At 49.6% G+C, this 14546-nt stretch carries 14 protein-coding genes and 1 other RNA gene; 11 read left to right on the top strand and 4 right to left on the bottom strand.

All coding sequences use genetic code 11. From position 1 onward, the window contains the following. Positions 1-24: 24 nt before the first annotated feature. The 7 genes from ssrA (at position 25) to KNP77_RS06150 (ending at position 4969) form a co-directional block, all read left to right on the top strand. Positions 25-380: a transfer-messenger RNA gene (ssrA, locus tag KNP77_RS06180) on the top strand. Between the two features lie 115 nt (positions 381-495). After that, the gene (locus KNP77_RS06175) at positions 496-651 is read left to right on the top strand and encodes an alcohol dehydrogenase (protein WP_214889272.1); all 156 of its coding nucleotides are present in this window, start codon (positions 496-498) and stop codon (positions 649-651) included. A 203-nt stretch (positions 652-854) separates the two neighbouring features. Then, positions 855-1463: a hypothetical protein gene (locus tag KNP77_RS06170; RefSeq protein WP_214889269.1), complete on the top strand. Its 609-nt coding sequence runs from the start codon at positions 855-857 to the stop codon at positions 1461-1463. Positions 1464-1534: 71 nt separating this feature from the next. Further along, complete coding sequence (locus tag KNP77_RS06165; RefSeq protein WP_131463979.1) at positions 1535-2494, top strand: HNH endonuclease signature motif containing protein; 960 nt, start codon at positions 1535-1537, stop codon at positions 2492-2494. Between the two features lie 197 nt (positions 2495-2691). Further along, positions 2692-3162, top strand: coding sequence for a GNAT family N-acetyltransferase (locus KNP77_RS06160; protein WP_161566999.1), 471 nt, complete (start codon positions 2692-2694; stop codon positions 3160-3162). A 28-nt stretch (positions 3163-3190) separates the two neighbouring features. Next, the gene (locus KNP77_RS06155) at positions 3191-3838 is read left to right on the top strand and encodes a hypothetical protein (protein WP_131463975.1); all 648 of its coding nucleotides are present in this window, start codon (positions 3191-3193) and stop codon (positions 3836-3838) included. A gap of 69 nt (positions 3839-3907) precedes the next feature. Continuing rightward, complete coding sequence (locus KNP77_RS06150) at positions 3908-4969, top strand: hypothetical protein (protein ID WP_214889265.1); 1062 nt, start codon at positions 3908-3910, stop codon at positions 4967-4969. A gap of 83 nt (positions 4970-5052) precedes the next feature. On the opposite strand, the gene KNP77_RS06145 is transcribed toward KNP77_RS06150, so the two are convergent. Beyond that, positions 5053-5241 carry a hypothetical protein gene (locus KNP77_RS06145; protein WP_214889261.1) on the bottom strand — a complete coding sequence of 63 codons (189 nt, stop codon included), beginning with the start codon at positions 5239-5241 and terminating at the stop codon, positions 5053-5055. Positions 5242-5380: 139 nt separating this feature from the next. On the opposite strand from KNP77_RS06145, the gene KNP77_RS06140 reads away from it, so the two are divergent. Next, complete coding sequence (locus KNP77_RS06140) at positions 5381-6790, top strand: NAD-dependent epimerase/dehydratase family protein (RefSeq protein WP_214889260.1); 1410 nt, start codon at positions 5381-5383, stop codon at positions 6788-6790. A gap of 129 nt (positions 6791-6919) precedes the next feature. Here KNP77_RS06140 and KNP77_RS06135 read toward each other — a convergent pair whose 3' ends face one another. Continuing rightward, complete coding sequence (locus KNP77_RS06135) at positions 6920-7573, bottom strand: hypothetical protein (RefSeq protein WP_214889257.1); 654 nt, start codon at positions 7571-7573, stop codon at positions 6920-6922. A 219-nt stretch (positions 7574-7792) separates the two neighbouring features. Between KNP77_RS06135 and KNP77_RS06130 the strand changes: the two genes are divergently transcribed. Further along, positions 7793-9349, top strand: a complete 1557-nt coding sequence (locus tag KNP77_RS06130; protein ID WP_214889255.1) for a SulP family inorganic anion transporter — start codon at positions 7793-7795, stop codon at positions 9347-9349. Here the strand turns inward: KNP77_RS06130 and KNP77_RS06125 are convergent. Further along, a complete protein-coding gene (locus tag KNP77_RS06125) occupies positions 9346-9675 on the bottom strand; it encodes a YolD-like family protein (protein WP_070328717.1) in 330 nt (109 codons plus the stop codon). The genes KNP77_RS06130 and KNP77_RS06125 overlap by 4 nt on opposite strands. Continuing rightward, the gene (locus KNP77_RS06120) at positions 9672-10967 is read right to left on the bottom strand and encodes a Y-family DNA polymerase (protein WP_214889252.1); all 1296 of its coding nucleotides are present in this window, start codon (positions 10965-10967) and stop codon (positions 9672-9674) included. Before KNP77_RS06120 ends, KNP77_RS06125 begins: the two co-directional genes overlap by 4 nt. 254 nt (positions 10968-11221) lie before the next feature. Here KNP77_RS06120 and secA2 point away from each other — a divergent pair, with 254 nt between their 5' ends. Both secA2 and KNP77_RS06110 read left to right on the top strand, forming a co-directional pair. Then, a complete protein-coding gene (gene secA2 / locus KNP77_RS06115) occupies positions 11222-13585 on the top strand; it encodes an accessory Sec system translocase SecA2 (RefSeq protein ID WP_214889249.1) in 2364 nt (787 codons plus the stop codon). Between the two features lies 1 nt (position 13586). Then, on the top strand, positions 13587-14396 hold the full coding sequence (locus tag KNP77_RS06110; RefSeq protein ID WP_214889247.1) for an SLAP domain-containing protein: 810 nt from the start codon (positions 13587-13589) through the stop codon (positions 14394-14396). The last annotated feature ends 150 nt before the right edge of the window (positions 14397-14546 follow it).

The raw sequence follows: 14546 nt of genomic DNA, 5'->3' as shown, positions 1-14546 counted from the left end.
AGTGATAGTACCAATTACCACCTCGGGGACGTTATGGATTCGACGGGGGTAGGTCGGTCGTATGTGGCGTGTCGAGGGGTCGGCCTCGTTAAAACGCAAACGCCTATAACTGGCAAAACTAACACACAACTCGCAGCAGCCTAAGTGCCCTGCGGATCCTGACATCCATCGCTTGTGTGGATGATTATCAGGGTCTCAAACTAAGCAAGCTACGCTTCAACCTCGCCGTCTGAGGGCGCGAAGAAGAGATGAATCAGACTGGATGCGACAACGCCTGTTTATCGGCAGTGTCACATTGAGATCCAATAGATAAACTACACACGTAGAAGCATGCGTTACGATGCCTTCGGACGCGGGTTCGACTCCCGCCGTCTCCATTTTTTAGCAGTCTACATTGACTGCAATCAATGATTTTTAATGAAGACCTTCTAATTTCATTGAGATTAGAAGGTCTTTGATTTTAATGGAGCTATTAAATTAAAGCAGGTGAAAAGAATGGGAAAATATCAATTAGATCATAAAAGTAAAGTGGCTGCTGCCAAGTATCAAGACGGTAAAAAACCAGCTGTTTCGAATAAAAAAGAGAAGCTTAATCAGATTCGAGAAGCATATTTGCAGAAGCAAACAGATAAAAAACCATCTGGTGAATGATAAGAAAGCATTATTGCGAAAGGATTATTGAGTGTTTGCTCAATAATCCTTTCTTTGTGAATGGACAACTTGAATGGACGACACCATTATTTGGGTTTTTGAACGGGATAAAAGGATTGAATATTGCTTTGTTGAATATAAACTATGAGCCGTTTTAAAAAATCGTCACGAGAATATACATAACCATCATAGGAGGAATCCTCATGTCAAAAAAATCTACGGAATTAATTATGAACGGAGTCAAAAAGTATGGTCCGGCAGTAGGGAAGTTTGCACTTGTTCATAAAAATGAAATTGTTGGAGCATTTGGTGCACTTGGTGTAACGGAACAACTTAGAAAGCGTACGAATAAAGAATCAAATCCTAAAAAAGCAAAAGACAAAATCATGCATCCTCGAAAGAAGAGATATCAATATTATTTAACAGAGGTAATCCCTACAGTAGATACTCGAAATCGAGACGAGTTGTTCCAATATAAGTTAGAAGTGGAGCAATGCATTCAACAAATTAAATTTGAGAAGGCGCAGGACATCGTCATCAAAAAACAGATTCATGAGAGTCGGATAAAAGAGTGGGATGCAGTTCTCTCTCAAATCGTGAGCCAGATGACCGTGAAAGATTATATGGAATATCTAAAGTTCTTTAACAATCCTGAATATCAAAGCGAGTACTTTAAAGACTTTGAAGGAGATGTTGAGAAATTTAAAAAGCTAAATACTGTCGAACAGTATGATACGTTAGTCCGTTATATTCATGAAAAAACAAATATCGATATAGAACAAATCAAAAAAGATTTTTCGGCTCCTGTTTGATTTACCTTGATCCGCTCTTGTTCCTCATTCGTTATAATCGATGATGTAACGAATGAGTGGGGGTGAGGTCATTGGGCTGGAATTTAGAAGTCGCTGAAGCGAAAAGTGAGTACTTAACAGAAACGGATTTGTGGCGCTTCACGCAACAGTTTTTAATGAACGCGACACATACGACGACATACAAGCATATGCTCATGAAGGCGCTGCTCGAATGTACGACCGAATTGAATGATTCGGGTGTACTGACGTTCCAGCAAATCTCGAAACACGTGACGAAGATGTATTGGAATTTGATTGTGACGAACGGGTTGCGACAAGTGAATCAAATTGGGAAATTGAGCTCGGTAGAGAAAACGATGCTCACATTTCAAGCGACGCATGAGATTCCGTACACTTGGAACTTTGACCGCCTGCCGGATGAGCAGCAACAACAATTGACTCGGAACGTGAATCGGTTCTATAAGAAATACGTGTACGGCTCGTTCTATGCTTCGTTCGATGGGACCATTTATTCGTTCAATCGAAAAGAAGAGTGGGTCAAACTTGTGCCGAGCTATATCGTCTTTTTCGAAAAGTACAAGCGGGTATTGATGAACGTCACGAACTATCAACTCGCTGTCTTCTTAGAAAAATACAATACACGAGAAGCGATGGAGCAGATTTTGAGTAAAATCGAGTTCGTCTCGGCCCGGCAATCGCTCGACGAGTTTAAACAGATTTTACTGAGTCACGGTCACGCCATCTGTTTTTATTGTATGAAGCCGCTCAAACAGATTCATGTTGATCACTTTATTCCGTGGTCGTATATACAGAATGATGTCTTATGGAATTTTGTCCTCGCTTGTCCGACTTGTAATACGAGCAAGAACAATCGAATGGCGAAGATTGATTATCTTTATACGCTTGTGGAACGCAATCAGGAGTTGCGAGTGTCCGAGCAGATGAACACGTATAAAGAGGCGAAATTGATTCACCTGTACGACTATGCTGTGCAAAATGGGTTTGAAGCCAACTGGGTACCTAAGACATGAGACAAGTCGAATCTTGATTAATGAGATTCGACTTGTCTTTCGTTATACTTCCACGTGTGATCGCTTCGTTATGGTGAAGGGAGACAGTACAGTCGTTCAAGGATGACTTTCTGCTAAAAGATAAAAGTTAAATATGGTATAATAAGTAAATTATAAAAATGGATGGATTTAACTTTTTAATTCATGGAGGTTATGTGATGACGATTAGTTTTCAACAAATGAACGAATCAGAGTTTGATACTTATTTAGAGTTTTTAATACCTGACTATGGTTCAGATTTCGCGAAAAATTTTATGATTCCGTTAGAAAAAGCGATGGACGATTCTCGTGAACTGATAACGAATTTATTTCCAGAAAAACAAGCAACCGAAGGACAGTATGTATTTCATGTTTTCTGTCACGAAGAAAATGAGAGAGTGGGAGTGATCTGGTACAGTTTTCAAAAAGAGACCAATAAAGCTTTCATCTACCACATTTACATAAACGAATCTCATCGAAAAAATGGATACGGTACAGCCACACTAAAAATGGTAGAAGACAGTGTAGTGAAAGATTTAGGTGCACATTCAGTCGGACTCAGTGTGTTTGGATCTAATGAACACGCGTGTGAGTTATACAAAAAGATGGGTTATTCGGTTTCGTCGATTGCGATGGACAAAAAGCTGTAGATTAGGCGTTCTATCAGGGGGAATCTACATGGGAAAATTTTTAAAAGTGACATTGATTATTGTCGGGGTAATTGTGCTAGGAATTTCTGTCCTTGCATTCTCGTTTGTTCAATCCATGAAGCCAGACAAGGATGAAGAAGAAAAAGTGAAACAGCAAGCAGAAATCTATTTAGAAGAACATTTCGATGATCAGTTTGAAATATATGATGTGTATTTTGATAACATGGGTAATTTTAATTTCGACTATGCAGCCGAAGTTGTAGATAAAAGAAATCAAACGAGATTCTTTGTTTATTATGATGAGACGACAAGACAAATGATAGATACGTATGCTGCTGATAAATGGGCAGATGAATTAGAGAAAGAAATCACACCTTACGTAAAACAGAATTTTGGGGACACTACTGATGTTTTCGCTCTTTATGACGAAGAGATAGGTAACAAGCTAGGTCTTGAACCGTCTAATCCAGGGAGCTATAAAGAACATGACGCTGTACCTACGATTGGAATTACACTCCGTAGAAAAAAACAAGATGATGATGAAGCCCTATTTAATGATTTTATATCGTATTTAAAAACTGAAGATAAACTACAGCATGGGTATGTGATGGTAGACTATATTGCGGAAAATGGCGAGCTGTTGGAAGAAAACTATGGATGGAATAAAGAATTTTAAATAGGACTTCGGTTCAGAATAGGACTCAGAGATATCGAAGATAAAGCATTCAGGAAATCGGGTGTAAATATGAATAAAGCAAGGTTAAAACGGGTGCTCCAGCATGCCGATGTAAGTGATCCAGCCTTTCTCGGTTCAGGGGCATGGCATGATGCGTGGAAAGTAGTGAAAGAGAATCGCGAGCTTGTCTTGCGCATCCCAAAAGACATTGCCTACGGAAAGTCTATCTCGTTTAACGAAGAGGAACTAACCGCAGAATACGCCGCTACGAAATTGTACTACCAGTCTGTCAATCAAGCAGTAAACGGAGCCGCACCAGACTTTTACGAGTTCTATGTATCAGCTGATCTCACCTATACGTTAGAGTCGTATGGGGGAGATCAGATTGACTTGCATACGATGACAAAGGAACAAGTACTGCAGATTGGTAAACAAATAGGGGGAATTTACCGGAAGACAGATCAAGTTTCTCAAGAAATCAGCGGAATGGGTTACTTGACGTGGACAGAAGAAAAAGGGTTGCACGGTGTGTTAGAGGGGGAACTCCACGCCTTCATCCAAGAAGAAAGTGCGGAACATATAGCGGATTATGAGACGTTATGTACTGTATATCCACAGTTTCAGGATGAAAAAGTCCCACAAGCTTTAATAGCAGCGACGGAGCTACGAAATCAGCAAGTCGTGAATATAAGTCTCGTCAATCAAGACGCTTCTCCAGAAAACATTTTGTTGCGGGACGACCAGGTCTGTTTGATCGATCCCTATCCGAGTTTATATGCTCCAAGAGGAATGGCGGGTAATTTTATGAACCTGTATGAGACATTCTTTCTTGTTCTTTCGCAGACAGAGCGATATAAAAAGCATCGGTTCGATTTATGTGAGCAACAATTAAAAGGAATGGCTGAAGGGTTTCTTGCCGGGTACAGTGAAGGGAATAAAGCAGTGATCCGTGAGGTGAGAGGCGAGCAATTACTCCAGCTGCTTGAAACAGCTTTTGTTCACCATCAGTTACTCTTAAAAGATATAACCCCCGAAGACATCATTCGTTACGGGGACAGGCAAGCAATTGAAGCTCGCTTATTTGTATTATGCGAGGAGCTGAAACGGTTTGCTGCGTCTCAAATAAAATAAAAACATGAACCTTGGGCCGATGGCATAAAGGTTCATGTTAAAAGTTTAATACGTAGATTTACTACCTCGCATGCGATCCGTGGTTACAAGTTTAGTAAATCAGCTACGATTTCAGCACTTCCATCTTGAAACATGAACAATCCGAGTGCGATCAACAGACCACCGACGACAAGTGTGCCAATCCGCAGGAGGCCGTTCGTGTTCTTTTTGAATAGGGCACGAATTACGAGCCAGCCACCAATCAACAGCATCAAGAAATACCAAAATCCCATAACCATTCCTCCTCTTCCTGTAATTGATTCTAGTTTACATAAATTTTCCAATGCACACTGTAGGGTTCGCGACTGATTTAATCTCAGTCCAAGACGGGTACATAACCTCTATGTGCAAATGAAGGGGAGAGTGACCACTATGCGGAAAACCATCGTCATCGCGGGGGCGAGCGGCTATATCGGCTCGAACGTGATGGAACATTTAAAAGAAGAGTACGACATTATCGCCTTGTCCCGCTCGACGAAGAACAAGGAAGACGAGGCCCATATCACGTGGCGGTCGTGCGACTTGTTCTCATATGAGCAGACGCGCGAGGCGTGCGAAGGGGCGGACTACGCCATGTTCCTCGTCCACTCGATGATCCCGGACGGTGGGCTAACGCAGGCGACGTTTGAGGATATGGACGCGCTCATCGCTGATAACTTCGCCCGGGCAGTGAGCGCGAACGATATCGAGCAGATCGTCTATTTGAGCGGCATCATTCCAAAAGAGTCGAAGACGTTGTCACGGCACTTGAAGAGCCGCCTTGAAGTCGAACGCATCCTCGGTGGCCAAGGCGTTCCGGTGACGACGATCCGGGCCGGACTCATCATCGGTCCGGAAGGGTCGTCGTTTCCGATTCTCGCGAAACTCGTCAAACGACTCCCGGTCATGGTCCTCCCGAACTGGACGAAGACGGAGACGCATCCGATCGACCTGCGTGAAGCGGTCCAAGCGCTCATCTCGGTCGTCGGGGCCGAGTCGCTGTACGACCATCATATCGACATCGGCGGTCCGGAAGTGATGACGTATCGAAAGATGATCGAAGATACGGCTGACGTCATGGGCAAGCGTCGCGTCATGATCGACTTCCCGTTCCCGACGATCAAGCTGTCACGGCTTTGGGTCATGGCTGTCACCGGTGAGCCGAAAGACACCGTCTATCCGCTCGTCGAGAGCATGGATCACGCCATGGTCGCGAAAGATACGACCGGTGTCAAACAAGGCGAGATCCCGTTCAAGGAAGCGGTCGAGTACGCGCTCGAGGAAGAAGAGAAGCAGAAGTCGGCCGGCAAGAAGAAAAAAGCGCCGCAACAGTATACGGTCCGTTCGATTCAACGCTTCGGTCTGCCGGACGATAAATCGGCTGCCTGGATGGCCGACGAATATTTCGAATGGCTCGGGCGGGTCGCGTATCCGCTCATCCAGACGACGAAAGAACAGGATGATTGGGAGATCGCGCTTTTGCGCCCATCACTCGTCGCACTCCATCTGTCGCTTGAAGATGCGGCGACAGACGACATGGCATCATTCGAGATCGACGGAGGACTGTTCGCGAAGCTGACCGAGGACGATAAAACCGGCCGCCTCGAGTTTAGACGGCTCCCGGACTCGAACGAGGGGCTTATCGCCATCCACGAGTTCGTGCCGGCCATGCCGTGGTGGTTCTATACGAAGACGCAGGCGAAAGCCCACCTCGTCGTCATGTGGCTATTCGGCCGCCACGTCCGTTTGCTTGGGGAAGAGGCGGACGAGGGTGATCAAGTCGTCGAAGCACCGACGAATTAACGAAGACGTGTCCATCACGTGATGGATACGTCTTTTTGTTTCTTCGAACTTTCCTCAGAAGAATTAGGTATAAGAGAACAGAGTATAAAGTCGACTCGATTTTTTCTTGGTTCAAACCATCATAAGTGCTTATTTTACTTTAATGATTTTCGAACCCACTGTATGGCTATCTTTACCGTCTTCGACAATCAAATAAATATGTTTTGCTCTAAACGGGGTCGCCTGTATGAAATTAACCAAGTTCTCGATTGAGAACTCTGGTCTAGTATTTAATACAGGTGCGAACTGAAAAGTAGTCACACTGAAAATTAAAGAAATGTCTGTATAATCTTTCATGGATTTCTTTTTAATATTATTCTTCGTTTTCTCCATGTAAGTTGCAGTTTTCTCTTCTAAATGCTCATAACTTCTTAAGCGTGAACTCCAAACCCCATCTTTATTTAAGGCTTTAGCGATTGCCACCTCTTGTTCTCCATCTATATAAGAACTTACTTCGTACTTTTCCTCTGCACCGTCAGGGTTTAAAACTACGAAATCGTAATTTTGATTACCTATAATGATTTTGACTTTCGCATCTTTCGGAAAATAAGGAGAAAGTGAAAACACGTACGCTGGAACAAACTCTTCTTGAAACTCTTTAAACCAGCCTTTACGTAACCTAGAGACTTTTAAAGCCAGCCGATCACGTTTTAGAGTTGCAATTATTTCGTTGAAGTAACTGTCCATTTCACTTGGAGAACGGTATTTTGAAAGGTCTTTTAGGATATTTAACTGGTCTTCCATAGGCAGATCCCTCTCTTAACTAATATTACTGGCTAAATGACCGAACCGTCTTTTTATCATTGTATCTCAGTGCAGTTCTATACGGTTTGATCAAAAGTGAGACTATTATATCTTTTTGGTTTGTCGATTATGTAAACGTTTCTTCTGTGACGTTTACAAGAAGTGGTGACAGGCGTACACTGAACTTGTTTTCGAACTAATGGAAAGAAGGAATGTAAGATGGAAAATTTAATAAGTAAGCGCGAGGCGTGGCAAAAAGACATCTCGGCAGGGATCACCGTCGGGGTCGTCGCCGTTCCGCTCGCGATGGCGTTCGCGATCGCCTCGGGCGTCGGACCGGTGTATGGACTCTATACGGCCATCATCGCCGGCATCCTCGTCAGCCTGTTCGGGGGCTCGACGTTCCAAATCGCCGGACCGACCGGCGCTTTCATCCCGATCGTCTCGGGCGTCATGCTGGCGCATGGCTACGAAGGGCTGCTCGTGACGACATTTCTCGCCGGGATCTTGCTGTTCCTTATGAGTGTGCTCCGCGTCGGCCGGCTCATCCGCTTCATGCCGCGCGCCGTCACAATCGGCTTTACAGCGGGGATCGCCGTCGTCATCTTCGTCGACCAGCTCGATGAACTGTTCGGCATCACGTTCGAGAAGGAGCCGCACTTCCATGAGAACTTCCTTCAGCTCGTGACGTCATTGCCGAAGGCGAGTCTTTGGCCCGTTTTCATTGCCGCCATCGGTTTTCTGACGCTCTGGCTCGTGCCGAAACTGCCCGTAAAATTGCCGCTCCTCTTGATGGCGATGCTCGTGCCGACGTTCGTCAGCCTCGTCATCTCTGGCGAAGTCGCGACGATCGGTAGCGCCTACGGTGGCATCCCGAGCGGACTGCCTGACTTCAACTGGCTCACGATCGACCTCGATTTGATCGCGACGCTGCTCCCATCGGCGTTCGCCATCGCCTTCCTCGGGGCGCTCGAATCGCTGTTGTCAGGTGCGGTCGCGGACGGCATGGCCGGCACGAAGATGAACCCGGACAAGGAACTGTTCGGGCAAGGGCTCGCCAACGTCGTCGTCCCGTTCTTCGGCGGCATCCCGGCGACAGGTGCGATCGCCCGGACGGCGACGAACATCCAAGCCGGAGCCGTCAGCCGTCGCTCCGGTGTCATCCACGGGTTGACGGTGCTTCTCGCCGTACTCGTCTTGGCGCCACTCGCGAGCTACGTCCCGCTCGCCGCACTCGCGCCGATCTTGATGCGCGTCGCTTGGAACATGTCGGAGCGGCACCACGTCTTTGAGATGCTCAAGCATCGGTCGGCCGAGTCACTCGTCTTGCTCGTCACACTCGGCCTGACCGTCTTCGTCGACCTCGTCGTCGCCGTCGAGGTCGGGGTCATCTGTGCGCTCGCCTTGTTCGCGAAACGGATGGCCGATACGATCGACGTCCGCGAACAGACGGAACGTTACGTGACGCGCGACGGCCAAGTCGTCTTCAGCGTCGAAGGGCCGCTCTTCTTTGGGGCGATCGAGATGTTCGAGCACGTCCTGCAACAGATCCATAATGAGCCCGACGTGTTCATCTTCAACTTCCATCGCTGTCCGGTCATCGATGTGACGGCGGTCGAAGAAGTCCGCCGGGTCGTCCGGGAACTGAAAGCGGCGGATCGACGTGTCGTTTTCGCCCACTTATCAGAACCCGTGCGGCAGACGCTCGATCACTATGGCGTCCTCGACGGGATTGTGACGTTCGAGACGACGCAAGACGCGATTGACGCGTCTTAACGGACCGACAGGATGTGGCTGAACGGGATGCGGCGCACGTCCGTGTCGAACAGTTCGACTTCGCGTTCGGCGTAATAGATGGCATGGACGTAGCCACGCACGGAGCGGGCGAGACCATCCTCGAACAACGTCAGTTCGACTTGGTCGCCTTCCCGGATGGCCCGTTCGAGCTCGGTCTGCCACAGATAAAGGAGTTGCTCGTCGATGTCGGGCAGCTCGATCTTTTGGACGTGGGCGTAATATTTTTTGAGCAGCGCCACGTGTTCGGGCATGAGAAACGGGATCCACTTCAATTCACCGCGGTCTTTGTAGCGGGTCTGGCTCATGACGGTTCACCTCCTTGTTTATGTCCGCCGATCAGGCGTTGCCGCGTGCGGAGCGGACTGTCTTTCAGTAGACTCGAGGCCGGACGGATCGTGCCGCGGCCGAAGCGGACGTTCAATTGATCGACGAGGTCTAAAAAGTCGAACCGACGGGCCCGGGCCCATTCGTCCTCGAACAACGACAGCTGGACGTGGCCGCTCCGGGGCTCGAGCTTGCCGAGGGCGACCGAGACGTAACGGACCGCCTCGGTCTCGTCCCACGCCTCAAGAAACAGTTGGAACAGGACCGGCAAAAACTCAAGCTCGTCCGCTGTGAAGCGGGCGAGCTTTTTTTGTTTGCTGAAGCCGCGCCGCTCGCTCGTCCGAGTGTAGCGAACACCGAGATGGATGCTGCCGCCGACGAGTCCGGACTGCCGCGTCCGCATCCCGACCTCGACGGCGATCGCCTGCAAGACGAGTCGGATCGAACTTTCCGTCGTATAGTCTTTCATGAGCGTGATGCCGTGGCCAATCGTCCGGGGCCGTTGGCGTTTCGCCCCGAACAACGAATTCGTTGGCAGGATCGTCGGCGACTCGTCGATGCCCCAGGCGTGGTGCCACAGCTCGGCGCCGATGACACCGAACTTATCGTGCAACACGTCGAGCGGATAACGGGCCAGGTCGCCGATCGTGTCGATGCCGAGCCGATGGAGATGGACCGCCATCTTCGCACCGACGCCCCACATCTTCTCGATCGGGGCCGGATGGATCAATCGTTCGACGTCGTGGAGGGCACAACTGGCGACACCGGTCGTTTTGCCATGCAAGTCGAGGACGAGTTTGGCGAGGACGTTGTTCGGTCCGATCCCGATTGTGACCGGGACGCCGGTGTAGCGGAAGACGGTCGAGCGGATGAGGCGGGCGACGTGGTCATCGTTCCCGAACAAGCGCTCCGTCCCCGTCAAGTCGACGAGCGTCTCATCGACCGAGTAGACGCGGATCGCCTCAGGCGGTGCGAACTGGTGCAGGATGTGGACGATTTGCACCGATACGTTCAAGTAGTGGCTCATCCGGGCCTCGGCGTAGAGGACGTGCCGTCGTTCATGCCAAGGCAGGCGGTCGATGTGAAAGCGCCGGGAGCCGGTCTTGATGCCGAGCCGTTTCAGCGGGGGGGTCGCGGCGAGGACGAGGGCGCCGCTGTCCTGTAAGTTCGATAAGACGACGAGCTTCGTCTTGTACGGGTTCAAGTTACGGGCCGCGCACTCGCAGCTGGCATAAAATGAGACGCTGTCGACACAGAAGATCCGCCGGCGCATGATCCCATCTCCTTTTTTACGAACAAATGTTCTGTTTTTCTTATCGTATCACGGTCTCAAACCGTCTCAAATAGAAAAATGAAAATAAACTTGTAAATATATTTTGAAATTTACCCAATTTTTATAGGAATTTCACAATTTAAAAACCATCTTTTAGGAAGTTTTCGTAAAAAAGTCTCCGAAATGAGCAAAATTTCGCTATAATAGACGGGTATGGATTTGACAATGACTGTGAACTAAATGGAGGCTACAACGTGATTCAGTTTGTAAAGCAATTGACGAATGACCAGAGCCGACGCTTGAAAGGCTATCAGCGACGCGTCGACCGGATCAACCAATTAGAGACAACGATGCAGGCGCTCTCGGACGACGAGATGCGCACATATACCGAAACATTGAAAGCAAAAATCATCGACGGCGCCAAAGTCGATGATGTCGCCGAAGAAGCGTTCGCCCTCGTCCGTGAGGCGGCGGTGCGTGTCTTAGGCATGCGTCACTATGACGTCCAGCTCATCGGCGGGTTCGCCCTCCTCGAAGGGAACATTTCCGAGATGCCGACCGGAGAAGGGAAAACGCTCGTCGCCGCGCTCCCGAGTTACGTCATAGCACTCGAAGGCAAAGGCGTCCACGTCATCACCGTCAACGAATATCTCGCGACGCGTGACGCGAACCAAATCGGGCAGATCCACGATTTTCTTGGTCTCTCGGTCGGGTTGAACGTTCCTGAGATGGAACAGAGCGACAAGCACGCTGCTTACCAGGCCGACATTACATACGGCGTCGGGACCGAGTTCGGGTTCGACTACTTGCGCGATCACTTGGTCGGGTCACCGGAAGAGCGCGTCCAGCGCCCGTTCCACTTCGCCATCATCGATGAAGTCGACAGCATCTTGATCGACGAGGCGAAGACGCCGCTCATCATCGCCCAAAAAGACCGCTCGCACATCCGCTTGAAGGAGTTGGCGCAACGTGTCGTCACCGAGCTCGACGAGGCGGACTACGAAGTCGACCTCGAATCGAAATCGACGGCGCTCACTGACTCCGGGATCTTGAAAATCGAAGACATGTTCGCGGTCGATAACTTGTTCAGCGCCGAGCATCAAGTGCTCTATCACTACCTCGTCCAAGCGCTCCGGGCGAACGTCTTGTTCGAACTAGACGTCGACTATATCGTCAAAGAAGACAAGATCGAGCTCATCGACTTGTTCACGGGACGGATCATGGAAGGACGCAGTCTGTCGGAAGGGCTCCATCAGGCGCTCGAGGCAAAAGAAGGCGTCACGATCACCGAGGAGAACAAGACGACGGCCGAGATCACGATTCAGCATTATTTCCGGATGTATCCGCTCATCGGCGGTATGACCGGGACGGCCCAGACGTCTCGCCAAGAGTTTTTGAAGACGTACAACATGGACGTCGTCCAAGTGCCGACGAACCGGCCGCGTTTGCGCGAAGACCACCCGGACCGTATCTTCATGACGGTCGACCAAAAGTATGCGGCCGTGACCGACAAAGTCGTCGAGCTGCATGAGATGGGACGCCCGGTGTTGATCGGCACGACGTCGATCGCCCAGTCCGAGGCCATCAGTAAGCACTTGTCGAAACAGCGGATTCAGCATGAGGTGTTGAACGCGAAGACGGTCACGCAAGAAGCGGACATCATCGCTGACGCCGGACGCTTCGGCAAAGTGACAATCGCGACGAACATGGCCGGTCGCGGGACCGATATCATGCTTGACGCGAAATCGAAAGAAGTGGGCGGCTTGTTCGTCATCGGGACGGAACGCCATGAGTCGCAACGTGTCGACAACCAGCTCCGTGGCCGTTCAGGACGTCAAGGCGATCCCGGTGCGACGCAGTTCTTCGTCTCGCTCGAAGATGAGATCGTCAAACGTTACGCGATCCAAAAACTGGAGCGGATCGAGAAGAAACTGAAGCCGGACGAACGTGGCGAAGTGTCCGCAAAAGACGCGGCTGACGTCATCGAGTACGCCCAGACGACGATCGAAGGACTCGGCGTCTCGATTCGGGACTACTTGTTCAAGCTCGACGACGTCTTGAACGAACAACGGAAAATCATCTACACGATCCGCGATCAGGCGGTCAACGCCGACGCTGCGGCAATCACGAACAACGTGCTCGGCATGATGCATCTCGCTTTAGCGAACAGTATCGACATGCACGTCTCGGACGAGCTCGTCCCAGAAGAGTGGCCGCTCGACGAGTTGAAGACAGACCTCGTCTACTTGACGACACGCGAGCCGGTCTGGTCAGATGAGATCGCCGACTCGTTGGAATTGAAGGCAGAGCTTGCGCCGTGGATCGACGACATCGTCAAAACGGCCGAGGCCCGTCTTCAAGCCGAGGAAGTCGTGACGTTCGTCAAAGAATCACTGTTACGGGCGTTGGACGGAAAATGGACGGACCACCTCACGACGATGAGCGGATTAAAAGAAGGCATCGGACTCCGCAGTTATGGGCAGGAAGACCCGAGTCGTCAGTTCGGTAAAGAAGGATTTGAAATCTTCGAACAGACGTATGTCAATATTGCCCGTGAAGTGACGACGGAAGTATGTCAGCTCGACCGCTATTTCGTCACGCAATTGGAGGAGGAGTAATATGTTAGGGTTTCGTAAACGTAAACAGATCGATACAGGGAAGACCGAGACAGGCCGTCAATTGACGCTCGTGATCGATAGCGACATGGGGATTCCAAAAGAAGACGAGTATATGTTCCGCTATCATGCGAAGCGGCTACCAGCACTTCTCGACAATCAACTGTCGATCGAACTGTTGCACGCTGAAAACTTGATGGGCGGATTGTCGCTCGTCGCCTTGTTCCGGAACACGCTCCCGAGCTCGTTCGAAGTCAATGAATTGCCGGTTCTCCTCTTGAACAAAGACAACGTTCCGCTCGGGCGGAAAGTATTGAGCCGCGTCGACCTTCCGAGCTTCGAGCCGTGGACGAGCAAACCGGTCTATTTGGACTTTTTTGCAGATGAACTGTTCGGCGAGTTTGAAGCGGAAGAACTGACGTCGATGCGACTCGTCTTCCAAATGAATCCGATCGATCCGTTACAGATGCTTCTAGATGAGGAAGTCGAACAATTTTCGAACACGGCGTGGCAACAGCTCCGTCGCACGAACGTGTCGACACCGCCCGTCGGCGAGAATGAGTTCAATTTGATGCTCGTCTCGGTCGAAACAAGTGAGACGAACGTCACGGCGACATTGCTTCTCCGTAACGGCTACGAGCATGAACTGAACGTCGAACAGTTACCGCTCGAACTCGTGAGCGGGGACGAGGCGATCGCGAACACGACGATTCGCTTAAGTGAGCCGGTCCAAGGCAAACATGCCTATCCGGTCTCGGTCGTCTTCGCAGACGTCACCGCGGACGGTCCGTTCACGGTCCGCATCAAACAATAAGGAAAAGCCCAGGTTCTCTAAAACTGAACTGAACCCCGAATGATGGACACTTGAAAAAGTGCCTCACTCGGGGTTTTTCGTGTGCGTACGAATCGCTATAATGAACCTATTCATTCAGACGGGAGAAACAATCATGAGTAAAATCATCTT

Origin of the sequence: Exiguobacterium sp. s142, assembly GCF_018618455.1 — a bacterium.
GTDB lineage: Bacteria > Bacillota > Bacilli > Exiguobacteriales > Exiguobacteriaceae > Exiguobacterium > Exiguobacterium aurantiacum_A.
The sequence above is the reverse complement of the archived record's forward strand: the minus strand, read 5'-3'. Positions and strand labels throughout refer to the sequence as shown.